13 protein-coding genes are annotated in these 16,902 nt (G+C 45.7%); 7 read left to right on the top strand and 6 right to left on the bottom strand.

From position 1 onward, the window contains the following. The first annotated feature begins 86 nt into the window (after positions 1-86). Entirely contained in the window at positions 87-476 is a 390-nt protein-coding gene (locus F8C82_RS01835; RefSeq protein ID WP_151691733.1) for a hypothetical protein, read from the top strand. Positions 477-545: 69 nt separating this feature from the next. On the opposite strand, the gene F8C82_RS01840 is transcribed toward F8C82_RS01835, so the two are convergent. Continuing rightward, positions 546-1,505 carry a hypothetical protein gene (locus tag F8C82_RS01840; protein WP_151691734.1) on the bottom strand — a complete coding sequence of 320 codons (960 nt, stop codon included), beginning with the start codon at positions 1,503-1,505 and terminating at the stop codon, positions 546-548. Between the two features lie 68 nt (positions 1,506-1,573). Beyond that, a complete protein-coding gene (locus tag F8C82_RS01845) occupies positions 1,574-2,590 on the bottom strand; it encodes an endonuclease/exonuclease/phosphatase family protein (RefSeq protein WP_151691735.1) in 1,017 nt (338 codons plus the stop codon). A 3-nt stretch (positions 2,591-2,593) separates the two neighbouring features. Here F8C82_RS01845 and F8C82_RS01850 point away from each other — a divergent pair, with 3 nt between their 5' ends. Continuing rightward, positions 2,594-3,373 carry a phosphatase PAP2 family protein gene (locus tag F8C82_RS01850; protein ID WP_151691736.1) on the top strand — a complete coding sequence of 260 codons (780 nt, stop codon included), beginning with the start codon at positions 2,594-2,596 and terminating at the stop codon, positions 3,371-3,373. On the opposite strand, the gene F8C82_RS01855 is transcribed toward F8C82_RS01850, so the two are convergent. Both F8C82_RS01855 and F8C82_RS01860 read right to left on the bottom strand, forming a co-directional pair. Beyond that, on the bottom strand, positions 3,349-4,521 hold the full coding sequence (locus F8C82_RS01855) for a hypothetical protein (protein WP_151691737.1): 1,173 nt from the start codon (positions 4,519-4,521) through the stop codon (positions 3,349-3,351). The two genes, F8C82_RS01850 and F8C82_RS01855, sit on opposite strands and share 25 nt — an antisense overlap. Continuing rightward, positions 4,490-5,695, bottom strand: coding sequence for an S-adenosylmethionine:tRNA ribosyltransferase-isomerase (locus F8C82_RS01860; protein WP_151691738.1), 1,206 nt, complete (start codon positions 5,693-5,695; stop codon positions 4,490-4,492). The genes F8C82_RS01855 and F8C82_RS01860 overlap by 32 nt, the downstream gene beginning before the upstream one ends. A 269-nt stretch (positions 5,696-5,964) precedes the next feature. Between F8C82_RS01860 and F8C82_RS01865 the strand changes: the two genes are divergently transcribed. Then, complete coding sequence (locus F8C82_RS01865) at positions 5,965-7,083, top strand: glycosyltransferase (RefSeq protein ID WP_170266119.1); 1,119 nt, start codon at positions 5,965-5,967, stop codon at positions 7,081-7,083. Here the strand turns inward: F8C82_RS01865 and F8C82_RS01870 are convergent. Then, positions 7,026-7,940, bottom strand: a complete 915-nt coding sequence (locus F8C82_RS01870) for a glycosyltransferase (RefSeq protein ID WP_151691740.1) — start codon at positions 7,938-7,940, stop codon at positions 7,026-7,028. The genes F8C82_RS01865 and F8C82_RS01870 overlap by 58 nt on opposite strands. Before the next feature lie 2 nt (positions 7,941-7,942). Then, positions 7,943-8,629 (bottom strand): cell division ATP-binding protein FtsE, encoded by a 687-nt coding sequence (locus tag F8C82_RS01875; protein WP_151691741.1) that lies wholly within the window; start codon positions 8,627-8,629, stop codon positions 7,943-7,945. 190 nt (positions 8,630-8,819) lie between these two features. On the opposite strand from F8C82_RS01875, the gene F8C82_RS01880 reads away from it, so the two are divergent. The 4 genes from F8C82_RS01880 (at position 8,820) to mdh (ending at position 16,892) form a co-directional block, all read left to right on the top strand. Then, entirely contained in the window at positions 8,820-11,909 is a 3,090-nt protein-coding gene (locus F8C82_RS01880) for a tetratricopeptide repeat protein (protein WP_151691742.1), read from the top strand. Continuing rightward, positions 11,906-13,627 carry a TonB-dependent receptor gene (locus F8C82_RS01885; RefSeq protein WP_151691743.1) on the top strand — a complete coding sequence of 574 codons (1,722 nt, stop codon included), beginning with the start codon at positions 11,906-11,908 and terminating at the stop codon, positions 13,625-13,627. The genes F8C82_RS01880 and F8C82_RS01885 overlap by 4 nt, the downstream gene beginning before the upstream one ends. 156 nt (positions 13,628-13,783) lie before the next feature. Beyond that, a complete protein-coding gene (gene gyrB, locus F8C82_RS01890) occupies positions 13,784-15,724 on the top strand; it encodes a DNA topoisomerase (ATP-hydrolyzing) subunit B (protein ID WP_151691744.1) in 1,941 nt (646 codons plus the stop codon). 241 nt (positions 15,725-15,965) lie between these two features. Next, the gene (gene mdh, locus F8C82_RS01895; RefSeq protein ID WP_151691745.1) at positions 15,966-16,892 is read left to right on the top strand and encodes a malate dehydrogenase; all 927 of its coding nucleotides are present in this window, start codon (positions 15,966-15,968) and stop codon (positions 16,890-16,892) included. Positions 16,893-16,902: the final 10 nt, after the last annotated feature.

The raw sequence follows: 16,902 nt of genomic DNA on the forward strand, positions 1-16,902 counted from the left end.
AAAATGAAGCCCTCTACAATCTGTAGGGGGCTTTTTTTGTACTTTGTTGTTAATCTGTACGTTACTATCTCAAAATTTCGCAGACGATGAAACGCATACTATTGACCTTCGCAGTGCTTTTTGGCGGACTCACATACGCACAAGATCAAACAGTGACAGTGGAGCGTGAACAACCCAAAGTAGAATTTACCACGACGGGTAGTGTAACGTCTCACACCGACTCAGGCATTATTGTATTAGAGGAGGGGGGAAGAGTAGATAACTTTTTCAATTTGAAGTTTATTGAAGCTTCCGGTGTCATTGAGATCAATCCCGAGAACCAAACTTTGGTTGCTCATGGTGTAACTCGAATGGACTGGTTTCAAGCACCAGTTCTTCATATGAAGCAGTCAGATCTCGCTACTCATTTGGAGAATCGATCCGTGGTGGTGGAGTACATGGCAAGTGGAGATTTGAATGTGTCGTTTGAAGAGTAGAAGGGATGCCCTGCCCCATAAAAAAAGCCCCGCAACTGCGAGGCTTTTTTTATAAGGACGATTGGAAGGTCAAAACTCCGAATAGTATCCGTTGATGTACGCATATACATCTGGAGATCCTGCGAATTTTTCCCAAATAATGGTGACCACTTTCAAGTCAGCATTTAGGTAAGCAGGCATATCGAAATCTGGTTTCGGGATCACAATTTCCATTGGTGTGTACTTTGTTCCGAAAACATCTCCTATGAAGTACTTGGCTCCCAAAGGACTGATTGTGCTTAGTGGAATTCCGTATACGTTGGTGTCATTTACGCCTGCAGCGAGAAGTACATCTTCGTGCATGTAGATGTCACCAGGTCCAAAGAGGAAAGTAGCACTGTCAACTTTACCACCGTCTGCTGTCCAAGTTGTTGGTGCACCATTGGTTCCTGCTGAAATTCTGGGATCGCCACTCGCTTGTGTCAAGTCGATAGAACCGTAAGGCTTAGCCTCTATATTGGACATCAAGATGTAGCTCTGAATGTAGTAATCTCCCTGTAGGTCAGTGTAGAATTCCACTTTTGGATAGACCAACCAAGCAGAGTCTACTTCTTTAGTGGCATGCCCCACAATGATGGAAGGTGGAAGGTTCGCTTCAATCATCGCGTTCAGTTCTTCGAACGGATTCACCCCAACACCCACTTGAACCTGGTTTAAGAAGAGAAGTTGTGGGTTGGATTGATCGATACCCAAAGCCGCTCCTACTGCATCAGCTGCTTCAACATAAAGCGTGTCAGCATGAAGTGAAATTGGAACAATTCTACCCGGGTTTTGAGCCTTCATTACTTCCATGATTTCACGAGTGGGAGTGCATGAACCACAATCGACTGCGGTAAGCTCGGCAACGTACACGTTCTGTGTCTTGCTCAGGGTTATGTTTTCGGTTGGATAAGATTTATCAACGCCGTTATCCTCATCTGGATCACAACTAGCTAATGTTGCCATAGCTAGTGGTAGTGCGAACATCAATTTCCAATTGAGACGTTTCATTCGATTTGTGTTTGTCATTGAATTGTGCAAGATAGAAATTTTACATCCACTTAATAGTGGCGATTTTCTCAATGCACACTATTATTTTCTCCCTGCGTTCTGTCATTGAGTATTAGAACGATAGGCAGGTGGTCTGAGTATCCATTCGTAAAGAAATTGCCATTCCAACTTCGCTTCGGTCGGAAGCCTGGTAAGGACGTAACAGGTTCTATCATACTAGGATTGTAATAGATATACGTAGTATCAACTTGAATCGGGCCGTTTTGCAAATTCTCGGAATACATCCATTGATCGAGATACTCCCACTCAGCTCCATATCGATGGGTCCCCAACGTAGAGGGCATCTCTCTCATTGCGTTGTTCAGTTTTACCCGTCGTGCCTGGATCAAGGTGTCGATGGAAGCATCGTGTGGCCCATCGTTAAAGTCTCCCGTAATGATAAGGTTCAGATTCTGGGAGTGCCTTGCCAAAGAGTCTACCACATCGGCACAAATTTGTGCAGCACGAATTCTGAAGGGTTCTGAGTGTTCTTTGCCGCCTCTTCGAGAGGGCCAGTGAGCGGCAATGATATGCAGGGTGTCGCCTGAGGCAAGTGTACCCGATGCTAGTAGTAGATCTCGAGTTCGCTTTTGGGGATGATTGGGGAAATCAATTGGGATAGCCCGCGAAACGAACATCTGAATAACGTTGGGATTGTAGAGGATGCCGACATCTATGCCGCGGTAATCTGGACTTTCATAGTGAATGACTCGGTAGTTGGCACCTAACAGTGCTGGCCTTGTAGAGATATGATACAGTACGTCTGCATTTTCGACCTCTCCTAATGCAATGATGTCGGGAGGATTCCACCCCGTGGCATTGCGTAGCACTTTACTAATTCGATTGAGCTTGGTCCAGTATCTCCGGGATGTCCACTTTTTGTCCGATTGAGGAAGATATTCCGCATCATGGGTGATGGGGGAGTCTATCGTGTCGAAGGCATTCTCAACGTTGTACCAAACCAGTTGAATGAATGGATGGTCATTTCGCTCTTGAGCGTGTAATTCCAGGTTGAAAAGAAGTAGAAGAATGATATACCTTAGCATTCCATGAAGTTCAGCAATCTCATATTAGCACTGCCCATTCTCACAGTGCTATTTTCAAACACCTCCTTTGCTCAGGCAGATAGTACCTATTGGCGAGGTTGGTATGAAACACCGATAGATGTTGTGAATTTGACCCGATGGGAAACGTCAGATTGGTGGGTGGCGAGTGGTGTGCTTGTGGGAGGTGTGGCTCTTTACACGCAAGATGAGGCGATTCGAGAAAGCGTTCAAGGTTTTCGATCTCCGACTACAGACAATCTCTCCAAATATATAGCTGAACCTTTCGGAAGTGGCTACTATTCGATGGGGGCAACCGCGATTGCCTATGGAGCAGGTTGGGCTTTTAAGGATGAAAAACTTCGAAGAACCTCGTTGCAGGCGGCTAAAGCTTACGTGTTAACCGCGGGAGCCACATTTGTGCTGAAGCAGCTTACCCACAGAAGTCGCCCTTACGAATCGGGGCGCGACGATCTCTGGTATGGCCCTTATGCATTGACTTTTGAGAATGATGGTTTTCCCAGCGGACATACTTCTACCGCCTTTGCCGTGGCTAGTGTGTATGCACATGCGTATTCCGACCGACCCTGGTTGCAAGTGGGGTTATATTCGGTGGCCGGACTCACAGCCTTGTCGAGAATGAATGATGACAAACACTGGGCTTCGGATGTGTTTATTGGAGCCGCTCTGGGCTGGTACATCGGAAGAACCATCGTTAAAACCGATTCTCAACTGACCATTGCGCCAAGTGGGAATGGCATTTACTTGTCTTGGTCTATCGACTGATTTTCTGTCTTAGAAACAAACGGCTTTTTTAGAAAGAATCCGTGTGGAATTCGTCCACAAGCAACGTTCAGTACATAGTGTCCAACGGGTAGTTCGTTTACATCTACTACAAATTCAGATAGTTCATTGGAGGGAGCTTCACCCAGTGAAACCTGCTTCACGACCGTTCCATTATCCGCATACAAGGTGACATACACTTTCGTGGTAACTATCGGCTCAACACGGATGGTGAGCGTTGAGTCTATCACCTTGGAGTCGAGGTGGACTTCTGCTCTTCGCATAGCTTCGTATTCCTCCAATTCCCTCTTGACATATAAAGTGTACACATTTCCACCACCGAGAAGCGGGTGTCTTTCATCGGCTATGAGTAAAGTACTGTCGTTCCAAGCGGTAATGGCCTCTTTTTGAGAGAGGTCTCCTAGGGGAAAGATCATTTGGTATCCCTCAAAGAATCGGTCCTCTGGGAAGTCTAAAAAAGCGAGTACTGCATTGGAGGTTAGTAAGAATAAGTGCCTTCGGTCATTGCTGAGCGTGGCATCGGTAATCCAATACGATTCACGAAGTAGAGTTCCCCAATGGGTAGTGTCTCTCGCAACAGCGGTATCCTTCTTTTGGTAGATATGGTTCAGTTGAAAGTGGACTATTTCTCCATCAAAATGCTCCCTTCTATTCTTGCTAAAGGTGTGAAGATGTCCAGAGTGATAAACACAGCTTTCCCAATCGTAATCGCGATGAGCCTCACTCACAGGGAAACCTACTGGAATGTAAACGGAAAAGGTGTCGGGAAAGAGTGTCTTAAAGGAATGATTCAACGCGTTCCTATCAATCTTGTAAATGACGCGAAGCGGAACATCGTTTCGGTTATTACCGATATCACAGAGGAATAAGTTTCCCTCTCTATCCATCGTTAAAGCCTCCCAATCTCTGTTTCGGGCGGCTATGGGATAAGCTCCCATATAAGTCTCTCCCTTGTATTCAAACAAGAGAGGAGCATTGCCACTGTCATTAATGAACCAGACGTAGGTTCCGTCTGTTGCCATACCGCTGGCTTCGTGGAGTGAATCGGTTAGCTCAAAGGCCTTGTGAGATTGAGCAGCACTGGCAACAGAGAGTAGACTAAGAAAGATAAAGAAGCGAACTGTCGCCATAACTCAAGAATCTGTAGTCGTTTGTAAGTGCATGTTGATATACATCTTTCCATCGATCTCCTAATGCAGCGGCTACCAAAAGGATCAAGGTGCTGCCGGGTTGATGGAAATTGGTGATCAGCTGCGATATGACTCTAAATGTATAGCCCGGAGCAATAATGATTTGGGTTCTTCCTCTTAAGGTTGTAATGCCCGCTTCGGTAGCGTTCTTCAGCAATGCGCTCAGTGCATCTTGTGAGGAGGGAAAGTCCGTGTGTGTGTATGGCTCCCATTGGTCAACAAAGAGTTGATGGAAGTCAAGTTCTTCTCCATTTAGCGCTTTCAATCCCAACCAATACAAGGACTCCAAGGTGCGGGTGGAGGTTGTTCCAACAGCAGTAACGTTTGGAGATTGGAGGATGGAGCGAAGGAGGTTGGTTGAAACTTCAAAGGCCTCCGAATGCATGTCGTGATCTTCCATTCTATCAGCACTCACAGGCTTAAATGTCCCAGCGCCTACGTGAAGAATAACTCTTCCTAATTCAATTCCCTTTTCTTCAATTCGTTGCAATACGTTGTTGGTGAAATGAAGTCCAGCAGTGGGAGCCGCAACTGAGCCGTCGCGAGTGGCGTAAACCGTTTGGTATCGATTTACATCCTCAGGTTCTTCTGAGCGATGCATGTATGGAGGAAGTGGAATGTGTCCCAGTTCTTCGAGGATGGCAGCAAAATGCAAAGGGCCCTCCCAAAAGAATCGAATGTGGAAATTGGCACCGTCTCTCCCCAGTTTTTCAGCATGGAGAAGAGGTCGACCGGATGGATCATTCCAAGTGAGAACTTGATCTTTCCATTTCTTGGCATTGCCAACGAGGCAGATATAGCTCACTTCACCTGTGGCCGACATGGAAGACTCAATGTCTTTATTCAACGGATCTAAACAGAAGATTTCAATGGGGCGCATTCCTTCACCTCTCGGCGAAATGAGTCGGGCGCGAATGACCTTCGTTTCATTGAATACGAGCAAGCTATCTTCGGGTAGACTATCGGGAATGGCAGAAAATACCTCGTCGGTAATCTCCCCATTTCTAAATACCAGCAGCTTGGAAGCATCTCTGCGATCCAAAGGATGCTGTGCGATACGGTCTTCTGGAAGCTCGTAAGTGAATTGTTCAATCTGTATATCCTTGGGGTGCATGCCAAAAGTTTGGCGCAAAGATACACGTCGATTACTGCTTTCTAGGCCTCTTGGCTAAAGGAGTTAATCCTACTAATAAAGAGAGACCGAGAATCGCTAGACTAATTCCGATCACGAGAGGGTCGTTTGTGAGGAGCATACTTATCTTCCTTAGTGCTCAAAGAGCTGGTTGGTGTAATAGTGATTACAAGTATCACATTTTCAGGCAAAAGAATTCGTAAGAATGCTCGGACATAAGAAACTTGGGGATGTTTTGCGTTCTTTGCTCTATGCGAATAGCCATTGCAGTAACGAACGACCTTTCTACAGATCAAAGAGTTCAACGTACCATTGACACTCTTCAGAATTTGGGTTTTGAAGTCACTTTTATCGGAAGAAAATTGCCGACGAGTGTTCCTTTTAATCCCAATTACAAAACCATTCGCTTTGTTCTTCCCTTTCGCACAGGTGCTGCTTTTTATGCGAGCTACAACCTTCGACTGTTTTGGCATTTGCTGTTCAACAAGTACGATATGTACCTGGCGAATGACGCAGATACACTGCTCGCCATCGGAACGTGCGCTTCGCTGAAGTCAGTGCCATTTGTATATGACAGCCATGAGTTCTTTACGGGTGTTCCAGAAATTCAAGACCGACCGGCGGTTATTAAAACTTGGAAGTGGATAGAGCAGAAGTTTTATCCAAAGGCCAAGGCTCGCATCACGGTAAATGCGTCCATAGCTTCACTTTTAGTGAAGGCCTACGGTGGAGAAAGTCCAGCGATTGTGCGCAACATCGGTAAGCGCCCCGAACGTGTTGTTCCAACCACTCGAGAGGCTATCGGCATTCCAGAGAGTGCTTTTGTCGTCATCAATCAAGGGGCAGGAATAAATGTAGACAGAGGGATGGAGGAAGCACTTGAAGCGGTGGCGTCGTTGTCGGATGTGGTACTCCTCATTGTAGGGAATGGCGATGCAGTTCCAAAGTTGAAAGAGGAAGTGGATAAACGCGGTATTCGTGAGAAAGTGGTGTTTGTTGGAAAGGTTCCGTATTCGGAATTGTTGGGGTACACCGCTCTTGCTAATGTAGGCTTGAGCTTAGACAAACCAACCTCCATCAATTATCAATTCAGCTTACCCAATAAACTCTTCGACTATTTGCATACCGGAATTCCGGTTATTACCTCTAAGGTGGTTGAAGTGAAGCGCATTGTTGACGAATATCGCGTAGGCATTACGGTAGATTCTTCCAGCCCAAGTGCAATTGCAGAGGCTATTGAAGAGATGCGGAACGCCGGAGTGGAAAAGTATGCGGAAGGCATAAAACGAGCGCAAAGTGAGCTCACATGGAATCAAGAACGCAAGGTTTTGGAAGAGGTTTTCACCCCTTTTCTGAACGTGCAGAAATAGGACAGCTTGTAGAGGTCTAGCACCATCAAAGAGGGGTGGGCGCCACATAGCTGAGCTTCCATCGCTTTGTGGAAGATTCGGTAGAATAGAGCCAGCAAATAGTCAAATCGGTATTTTGCCAAGCGCTGTTGCGTATGGTAGAGCTTGAAGTCTTCATCTACTAACCCTCTCTCCGTAAGTTGATTCAAACTGCGAACCGACTGTCGAACTTTGTCTAAGAAGTTGGATGGTGGAATAAGTCCAGTGTGTAGAAGTGGGATGTCGGTGTGAATAGGCGTGATAAACTCGTGAGCCAATCGCTTGCCGAAAAGGGTGTCTTCGTGTCCGTATTCTACAATCTGTTCGTCGAATTTTACCTTGTCAAAATCGCGCTTGTGGATGAGGAAGCAATAGGATAGGAAAGAGCTGAAGGGGCGAACATTTCTCTGCTTGGCCGATTTCATTTCACGTGCTCGTCCGTATTTCCAACGCAGGCGCATTTCGGGGCCAGGATCCTCTTCAGAATAAACCATCTTGCCGCATATCGCGTGGCCTTTCTCCTTGCGATCTGCAAAAGATTTTAAAAAGTCATCACTTATCACCTGCGTATCGCTGTCTAGGAATAGCAGCCATTCATTTGAAGCGCGTTCGGCTAGATAATTTCTATTGGCAGAACGTCCAGATTTCTCATTCCAAAGTAGATATTCCACATTGCTCAGCGCGTTCAACTTGAGGTTGCTCAATTGATGCGAACCGTTGGGAGCTTGGTCGCAGATCAGAACTTCTGCCTTCTCGTCTAGGGCTTTGGCTTGTTTTGAGAGCGCGGTCGCCAAAGCGGTAACGTCCTCATCGTACGTTGGGATGAGAATAGAAATCACTTTTACAGGGTGCTTTGAACCGTTTCAATCACCTTTCCGTCTTCACACTTCCAGGTATTGAAAGGGAATTTGAGAATGAGGGAATAATCGTGGGTAGCCATGAGGATTGCTCTACCATTCTGACAAATTTCAGAGAGTAGAATCATAATTTCCTCGGATGTTCGTGGGTCTAAGTTACCCGTGGGCTCATCGGCCAAAATCAATTCAGGATCGTTGAGCAAGGCACGCGCAATAGCAACGCGCTGTTGTTCACCGCCCGACATCTGATGAGGCATTTTGTGACCTTTCGTGGCCATACCCACTTTGCTCAGCACCTCTTGAATGCGCTTCTCCATCTGCTTTTTGTCCTTCCAGCCCGTAGCTTTCAAAACAAACTTGAGGTTTTCGTCTACACTTCTATCAGTGAGAAGTTGAAAATCTTGGAAGACGATACCGATCTTTCTTCTGAGTGTTGGAATCTCTTTTTCCTTGAGCTGTGTAAGATCAATCCCCACAATAGAGCCGCTTCCCGTTTTCAAAGGGAGATCGCCATACAAGGTTTTGAGCAAGCTAGATTTCCCCGCACCTGTTTGACCAATTAGATAGACGAATTGTCCCTTGTCTATATTGATGTTCACGTCGTGTAGCACCAAGTGTTCGCCTTGATGAATCTGTGCATTATTTAGAGAAAGAATCGATGAGTCGCTCATTGCGGTCAATTTGGTGAGTCTGTAACAAAGGAACGAATTTAAGTGCATCATAGGATATAACAAATGAGCAATCCTTTCGATTCTAAATGGAATAGCTGCTAACAATTGACGTTGAATAACTGTATGAGAAAGACTGTAAAGGCATCTTTCAGTCTGCTAACTTTGATGCATTAATCCGAAATCCGTCTCAATGAAAAAATTGTGTTGGACCTTGAGTTTCCTAGCGTTGGCAACGGTTTCCGCCTTTGCTCAGCTAACAGATTGGGAGCTGTCGTTGACCAAGGTGTATGATGATGGGAAGGTGCTTTATGATCAACAAATGTATGCTGCGGCTGCAGAACGCTTCGAAGAAGTGATTGATCATTCACCGAATGAAAAAACAGACCTTGTGGAGAAAGCGGCTTTTCACCGTGCGATGTGTGCGGTAAAGTTGATGAATAGAGATGCGGAAGATCGCGTGAGTGATTTTCTAGCGGAGCACCCAACAAGCTCGTATCGATATGATGCATTGTGGGCAACCGCGGATTATCTCTTCAACCGCAAACGCTACCGCAATGCTTTGGAGTGGTTGGATAAGATGGATGTTCGTGAAATGCGAGCAAACGATAAAGCCACGTACTATTTCAAGAAGGGGTATTCTCACTTTATGTTGGAACAATCTCCAGAGGCAAAAGCGGCGTTTCGCGAAATCAAGGATGGCAGCTCTTCGCTGGCGCCTTCTGCAAAGTACTACTATGCACACTTAAATTATGCCGACAGCAACTATGTGACGGCGAAGCGCGAATTTGAAGGGCTCAAAGACGATCCTTCTTTTGGGCAGATGGTTCCTTATTACCTTGCTCAAATCTATTATCAAACAGGAGATGACGACCAGCTTTTCGAAGTGGGTAATCAACTGCTAGACCATGCTACACCTACTCGCAGTGCGGAAATTGCGAAGTTGGTTGCTCAGGCGTATTTCAGAAGAAAGCAATACGTTGAGGCACTTCCATACTTGGAAATGTATCGTGAGCGAGATGGTGCGATGCGTCAAAAAGAGCACTATCAATTAGGGGTGTGTTTACATGCTGCTGGTCGATATGCCGAGGCATTAGAGAGCTTGAACAAGGTAACGGCCAATTCACGTGAGTTGGCTCAACCGGCCTTTTATCTCTTGGCTGATTGTTACCTAAAAGAAGGTCAGAAGCAAAATGCACTTTCTGCCTTTAAGGCAACTATGGAAGCTCAAGGCGATCCAGCCATTGTAGAGGAAGCTCACTTCAATTATGCCAAGCTCTCGTATGAGTTGGCGAATCCATTTGACAATGCCATCAATGCACTGTCGAATTTCAAAGAGAAGTATCCGAACTCCATTCACAAGAATGAAGTGAATGAGTTATTGGCCAACTTGTACATCACCACCAAAGATTACGAGAATGCCTTGGAAGCCATTGAAGCTACAGGGTTGAGCAGCGTGGTTATGCGTGAAGCCTATCAGAAGGTAGCCTATTATCGAGGTGTGGAGTTGTACAATGCAACGCAGTGGGGAAGGGCAGCTGAGTCATTTACGATTAGTTTGCGTTACCCTATCAATTCTGCTACCGCTGCGCTTTCTCACTTCTGGTTGGGCGAGATTCACTACCGAAGAAAGGATTACCAAGCGGCTTTGGATGAATACACGGTATTTCAAAATCAGACAGGAGCGTATGGAATGTCGGAGTTCCCGATTTCTCAATACAATGTGGCCTACTCTCACTTTATGATGGAGAAATATGACGCTGCTGCAACGGCGTTCCGCTTATTTGTGGAGAACCGAAGAGCTGATGCCGCGAGAGTACAAGACGCCAACCTGCGTTTGGGGGATTCGTACTTTATGCAAGGCAGATACGCACAGGCTATACCTAATTATACCAAGTATATTTCTGGAAGAGGAAGGGAGTCGGATTACGCTTCATTCCAGCGAGCACTTTCTTATGGGTTGAATGGGCAGAACGAACAGAAGGTAGCCGAATTGAGACGAATGCTCACCACCTATCCTTCGTCTAATCAAATTGCAGATGCCCGCTACGAATTAGGAGCAACCTTGCTTCGAATGGATAAGAACAGTGAGGCATTAGAGGTCTTCAACAAGTTCTTGGAGTTGTATCCGAATTCGGTTCAATCCAGAAGAGCCTTGTTGCAAATTGCCATTATTCACCGCAACAATAGAGATTACAACAAGTCGATTGATGCCTTCAAGGAAATTGTGGAGCGCTATCCAAGTACAGATGAAGCACGTGAGGCAATCAGCTTTGCTCGAGTAGTGTACGATAGAGCAGGTAAGATTGAGGATTACTTGGATTGGGTAGAGTCGATTTCTTTTGTGGATATTCAGAGAGCATCTCTAGATTCTACCGTATACACCTCGGCCTATGAGAAGTATGGATTGGGTAGTTGTGAAGAAGCTATTCCAGCCTTTGAAACTTACTTGCAGCGTTTTCCTGATGGAATCTTCATGATTAAGGCCAACAACTACTTAGCAGAATGTGCACTTAAGGCGAACGATATCCGCAAGGCCAGAAAGGCCTATGAGGCAGTAGTTGCCGGACCAGAGAACGATTATTCAGAAGTTGCTTGGTTGCAGCTCGGCCATTTGGCGATGGCAGATGCTCGATACGATGATGCGATTGCCAACTATAATCAAGTCATTCAATCTGCCCAGAATGCGGATCGTTATCGCGCGGCCAGTGTAGGGCGAATGAAAGCAGCAGCTGAACTTCAACTGTGGAACCAAGCGGTTAATTATGCTGAAATTACCTTGAAGGATCCAAACCTCACGGAGCAAAATAGAAATGCGGGATTGCTGATCCAAGCGAGAGGGTTGTGGAAACTAGATCGATTCGAGGAATCTCGTCGAATTTATGTGGTGCTTCGCGATTCTGCTACGGGACAAGCACGAGCAGAGGCCAGTTACCATGTAGCCTTGTGGCACTCTATGGAGGGACAATACAAGGAATCGAACGAAGAGATATTTTGGATGATTGACAACCTTCCTTCGTATCAAAAGTGGAGATATGAAGCCTTGCTCACCTTGGGAGAGAATTACTGGAAACTCGATGATATTTTCCAAGCTCAATATACGCTCGACTTCATCATTGATGAGAAGTACAATGAAGAAGTGGTACAAAGGGCAAGAGCTCTGAAGGAGAAAATCCAAATAGCGGAAGCTAATAAAGAGGCGGGAAAGACGGACACCACCGAGATTCAAATCAACTTGGACGATGTGGAAGATATTGACGAACCTGAAATGAACGACCAATGAGAATTGCAGCAAGATTATCAGTTATAGCGACGGTCGTACTGAGTTCTACGGCCTTCGCCCAAGGTCAACCTACGGGTGGAGAAGAGAGCGTGGGCAACGTTGAGGTGAAAGTATTTGAACGATATGAAGCCACTGTTCGCTCTGCAAACAAGCTGAGTCAGCAACCGAACTACGAGGATACAACTACTAAAAAAATAGAAGTCGACTACGATTTCTCTCCCAGGATTGTTCAGACCAAGGTGGAATTGGATCCGATTCCAGCCGCTCAAATTACGACAACAAAGATCGAGCGATTGCCTGAGAACATGGTCAAGCTGGGCATGGGGAACTACACTACTCCAGAGTTTAGCTTGATTCTCGCCAATTCTAGAAGTGTTAGCACATCTTGGTCTTTGGCACTGGATCACTTTAGTACTGCAACCGGTGCTTTGCGCGACCGATCGGTGTTCAACGATAACTACACCATGAATAACCAGCTTCGTGCGGGAATAGTGAATGTAAATACCCGTTGGCGCTTAAAGGCCGACATCGATCTCAACTTGAGAGACATCAGTTATTATGGAATTGAGAAGATGGCCGGCTTGAATGAAACGCTTACTGATTCTGATCCTTCTCGCCAGCGTTACTACAAGTATGGGGCGTCTGCTCGCTATGAGCGAACCACCAACCGTGGAAACGATCCGTTTAGAGGTATTGGAGCTCGTTACTACTTTTTACACGATCGATACGGGGCGAGTGAGAACTTCGTGAGTGCGATGTCGGATTGGACCATTCCCGCAGGCGACTTAGATCTTTACTTGGGAGTGGGTGCAGATTATCTCAATTATGCGGCCGACAGTACTTCCACATCTGCCTATGCTATTCGATTCAAGCCACATGTGAGAAAGGAAACCAACGGTATTTACTTTACGGTTGGGTTGAACTTAGCGTTTGTGGGTTCCAACATGACTTCAGTAGAGTTCACCCAAGATCAAGCGGTGAATAAACTGTACTTCTTCCCCGATCTAAAGGCGGAATTGCCTTTGGTAAGAGATGTGTTGAACATCTTTGGTGGATGGGTTGGAGATGTTGATTTGAATGGCCTCGACGTCATCAGTACTCTCAATCCTTATATCGCCCCAGGAACCCTCGTTCAACCTACAGGAGTGAATAAGGTATACCTCGGCTTTAGCGGAAGAATTAGTCGCCGTTTTGGATACAACATTCAAGCGGATTACAATATCTACTCCAACCGAGCACTCTTCTACAGAGATTCAGCAACCTACTTTACAGGATTCGATCCTTACTTAAATGTTGAATATGCGGATATGAGTGTATTCTCTCCACGAGTAGAATTGACCTATCATCACCCTTCGGGAATTGAAGTGAGTGCAGATGCATCTGTATTTGCCTACGGAAGAGAAGAGGAGAAGATCGCCTATCACTTGCCAGACTTCAAAGGGGGGATTCATGCGGCTTACACTTGGAAAGAGAAGATTGTACTGAAAACAGACTTTACGATTACTGGACCTAGAATTGGTTTTGGTGACAACGAGGATCTTGAGGCCGCTCAAATGCCTACCTTCTATGATTGGAGGCTTTACACAGAGTACCGTTACAACAAATTCTTGAGTGCGTACTTGAGTGTCAACAACATACTTAATCAAGATTACGATCTGTGGTATGGATACCCTGCTCAGGGTACACGCTTTATTTTGGGACTTGCTCTACGATTTTAGTAGAAAAGTCTATCTGCCTACACTTAGAGCCTTAAAATAGCTCAGTGTTGATAAAAATGTTGAAAAACGCGGTTTTTGGAGAGGGGGTAAACCCCTCTTCTTCATTGTAATGGTTATTTTTGTGTTTTACGGCTTTTTGTAAAACTGTACAGACGAATGGAAGAAAAGAAAGAATACGGCGCCTCGAGTATCCAGGTCTTAGAAGGTCTGGAGGCCGTGCGCAAGCGTCCTGCTATGTATATCGGTGATGTGGGTGTTAAAGGTCTACACCACTTGGTATATGAGGTCGTGGATAACTCCATTGACGAAGCATTGGCAGGGCACGCCAGCAATATTTTCGTTACGATTCACGAAGGAAATTCCATCACTGTTAAAGATGATGGTCGTGGTATTCCTGTGGACATGCACGAGAAAGAAGGTCGTTCTGCTCTTGAAGTAGTAATGACTGTGCTTCACGCCGGTGGTAAATTCGACAAAGATTCCTACAAGGTTTCGGGTGGTTTGCACGGTGTGGGTGTATCTTGTGTGAATGCATTGAGTACCGATCTCAAGGTAGAAGTACACAGAAATGGAAAGAAATACGAGCAAGAATACTCGATTGGTGTTCCGAAGTATCCTGTAAAGGAAGTTGGAGAGACCGATTATCGCGGTACTGTAGTGACTTTCCAACCGGATGCGTCTATTTTCTACGAAACGGTATACCAGTTTGATATCCTCGCTGCACGTATGCGTGAATTAGCGTTCCTCAATAGAGGAATTAGCATCACGTTGACAGATGAGCGTTCAAAAGATGACGATGGGAACTTCACTTCCGAGCGATTCTTCTCTGAAGGAGGCTTGGCAGAGTTCGTTGAGTTTATCGACCAGAACAGAGAAAAGATGATGCCTCGCGTGATCTTTATGGAAGGTGAGCGCAATGATATTCCTGTTGAAGTGGCGATGCACTACAACACTAGCTACGCAGAGAACATTCACTCTTATGTGAACAACATTAACACGCATGAAGGTGGTACTCACCTTGCGGGTTTCCGTAGAGCGCTTACTCGTACGCTTAAGAAATATGCAGACGAGAGTGGAATCTTAACCAAAGAGAAGGTTGAGGTTGCTGGTGATGACTTCCGTGAAGGACTTACGGCTGTGATCTCAGTTAAGGTGATGGAGCCTCAATTTGAAGGACAGACCAAGACCAAGTTGGGTAACAGCGAGGTGAGTGGTGCTGTAGATCAGTTGGTGGGTGAAATGCTCACGAACTTCCTCGAAGAGAACCCGAATGAAGCGAAGATGATCGTTCAAAAGGTGATCTTGGCTGCAAGAGCTCGTGTTGCGGCACGTAAGGCTCGTGAAATGGTTCAGAGAAAGACGGTAATGTCTTCTACGGGATTGCCAGGTAAACTATCCGACTGTTCAGAAACCGATCCAGCTGCATGTGAAATCTTCCTAGTAGAGGGTGACTCCGCGGGTGGAACGGCAAAACAAGGTCGCGATAGAAAGTTCCAAGCAATTCTTCCATTGCGTGGTAAGATTCTGAACGTAGAGAAGGCCATGCATCACAAAATCTTCGAAAACGAAGAAATTCGTAACATCTTCACGGCCCTTGGGGTGAGTGTGGGTACCGAAGAAGATAGCAAGGCTCTGAATACAGAAAAACTCCGTTATCACAAGATTGTAATTATGTGTGATGCCGACGTTGACGGTTCTCACATTGCTACTTTGATTTTGACCTTCTTCTTCCGTTATATGAAGGAGTTGATTGAAAGCGGATATATTTATATCGCATCACCACCGTTGTACTTGCTCAAGAAGGGCAATAAACAGCAGTATGCGTGGAACGAAGATCAACGCGAGGTTGTAGCGCGTGAATTGGGTGGCGATTCAGAATCTGGAGTAGCTATTCAGCGTTACAAAGGTCTGGGTGAGATGAACGCCTCACAGTTGTGGGATACAACGCTCAATCCAGAACACAGAACGTTGAAACAAGTAACGATCGAAAACGCTGCCGAAGCAGATCGAATCTTCTCAATGCTTATGGGTGACGATGTTCCACCTCGTAGGGAGTTCATCGAGAAGAACGCGAAATATGCAAAAATTGACGTCTAACTTCAGACGTTGAAGCTGAGTAAGAACCCCGACGAATTTCGTCGGGGTTTTTTTATAGGCACGAAGGGAGAACGGAGTATTTCAGATGTAGAAGCAGGGCGAAGAGCGTGAACATCACCATTCAATACTCCCATTTAGAGGAACTTGCGATAGATTAACGCCCTGTTCACTATTATAAGACCTATCTGTGATGTACCTTTACAGTCCCAAAATCAAATTTTCATTTAATACCATATTTCCCATGAAGATTTCTGTGATCGGAGCTGGAAACGTAGGAGCTAGTGTTGCTGAATACGCTGCTATGAAGGAGCTTGCCGATGAAATCGTATTGCTCGATATCAAAGAAGGTTTTGCAGAAGGTAAGGCGATGGACCTTAACCAATGTGCCACTTTGAACGGGTTCAATTCTACTGTTATCGGTTCTACAAACGATTACTCTAAAACAGCAGGTTCATCTGTTGTTGTGATCACTTCTGGTATTCCTCGTAAGCCAGGTATGACGCGTGAAGAGCTAATTGGTACTAACGCAGGTATCGTTAAGTCGGTTACAGAAAATGTACTCAAGCATTCTCCAGAGGCTATCATTGTGGTTATTTCTAACCCAATGGATACGATGACTTACCTCGCCGTTAAAACGTCGGGTCTTCCTAAGAACCGCGTGATCGGTATGGGTGGTATTCTTGATAGCGCACGCTTCAAGTACCGCTTGTCTGAAGCGATGAACTGCAATCCAAATGATGTACAAGGTGTTGTTATTGCCGGTCACGGTGATACTACTATGCTTCCATTGACTCGTTTGGCAACCAAGAACAGTGCCCCAGCTTCTAACTTCCTTTCTGCTGAAGAATTGGAGAAAGTCGCGAAAGAAACGATGGTAGGTGGTGCTACACTTACAGGTCTTTTGGGTACTTCGGCTTGGTATGCTCCTGGTGCTGCTGGTGCCGCTTTGGTTGAAGCCATTGTGCGCGACCAAAAGAAGGTCATGCCATGTTCTGTTTACCTAGAAGGTGAATACGGTCAAACTGATATCTGCCAAGGTGTACCTGTTGTTATTGGTCGCAATGGTTGGGAAGAAATCGTTGACTACAAGTTGAATGCTGAAGAGCAAGCTCTCTTTGACAAGAGTGCAGAAGCTGTTCGCAACATGAACAACGCTCTAGAGCTCTAAAAAGAGCCTA

The organism is Phaeocystidibacter marisrubri (assembly GCF_008933165.1).
Lineage (GTDB): Bacteria > Bacteroidota > Bacteroidia > Flavobacteriales > Schleiferiaceae > Phaeocystidibacter > Phaeocystidibacter marisrubri.

Coding starts and splice junctions, on each gene's coding strand:
- F8C82_RS01840 (WP_151691734.1), bottom strand. CDS start 1,505: ATGAAACGTCTCAATTGGAAATTGATGTTCGCACTACCACTAGCTATG.
- F8C82_RS01860 (WP_151691738.1), bottom strand. CDS start 5,695: ATGCACCCCAAGGATATACAGATTGAACAATTCACTTACGAGCTTCCA.
- F8C82_RS01885 (WP_151691743.1), top strand. CDS start 11,906: ATGAGAATTGCAGCAAGATTATCAGTTATAGCGACGGTCGTACTGAGT.
- F8C82_RS01835 (WP_151691733.1), top strand. CDS start 87: ATGAAACGCATACTATTGACCTTCGCAGTGCTTTTTGGCGGACTCACA.
- F8C82_RS01865 (WP_170266119.1), top strand. CDS start 5,965: ATGCGAATAGCCATTGCAGTAACGAACGACCTTTCTACAGATCAAAGA.
- F8C82_RS01880 (WP_151691742.1), top strand. CDS start 8,820: ATGAAAAAATTGTGTTGGACCTTGAGTTTCCTAGCGTTGGCAACGGTT.
- F8C82_RS01850 (WP_151691736.1), top strand. CDS start 2,594: ATGAAGTTCAGCAATCTCATATTAGCACTGCCCATTCTCACAGTGCTA.
- F8C82_RS01845 (WP_151691735.1), bottom strand. CDS start 2,590: ATGCTAAGGTATATCATTCTTCTACTTCTTTTCAACCTGGAATTACAC.
- F8C82_RS01855 (WP_151691737.1), bottom strand. CDS start 4,521: ATGGCGACAGTTCGCTTCTTTATCTTTCTTAGTCTACTCTCTGTTGCC.
- mdh (WP_151691745.1), top strand. CDS start 15,966: ATGAAGATTTCTGTGATCGGAGCTGGAAACGTAGGAGCTAGTGTTGCT.
- gyrB (WP_151691744.1), top strand. CDS start 13,784: ATGGAAGAAAAGAAAGAATACGGCGCCTCGAGTATCCAGGTCTTAGAA.
- F8C82_RS01875 (WP_151691741.1), bottom strand. CDS start 8,629: ATGAGCGACTCATCGATTCTTTCTCTAAATAATGCACAGATTCATCAA.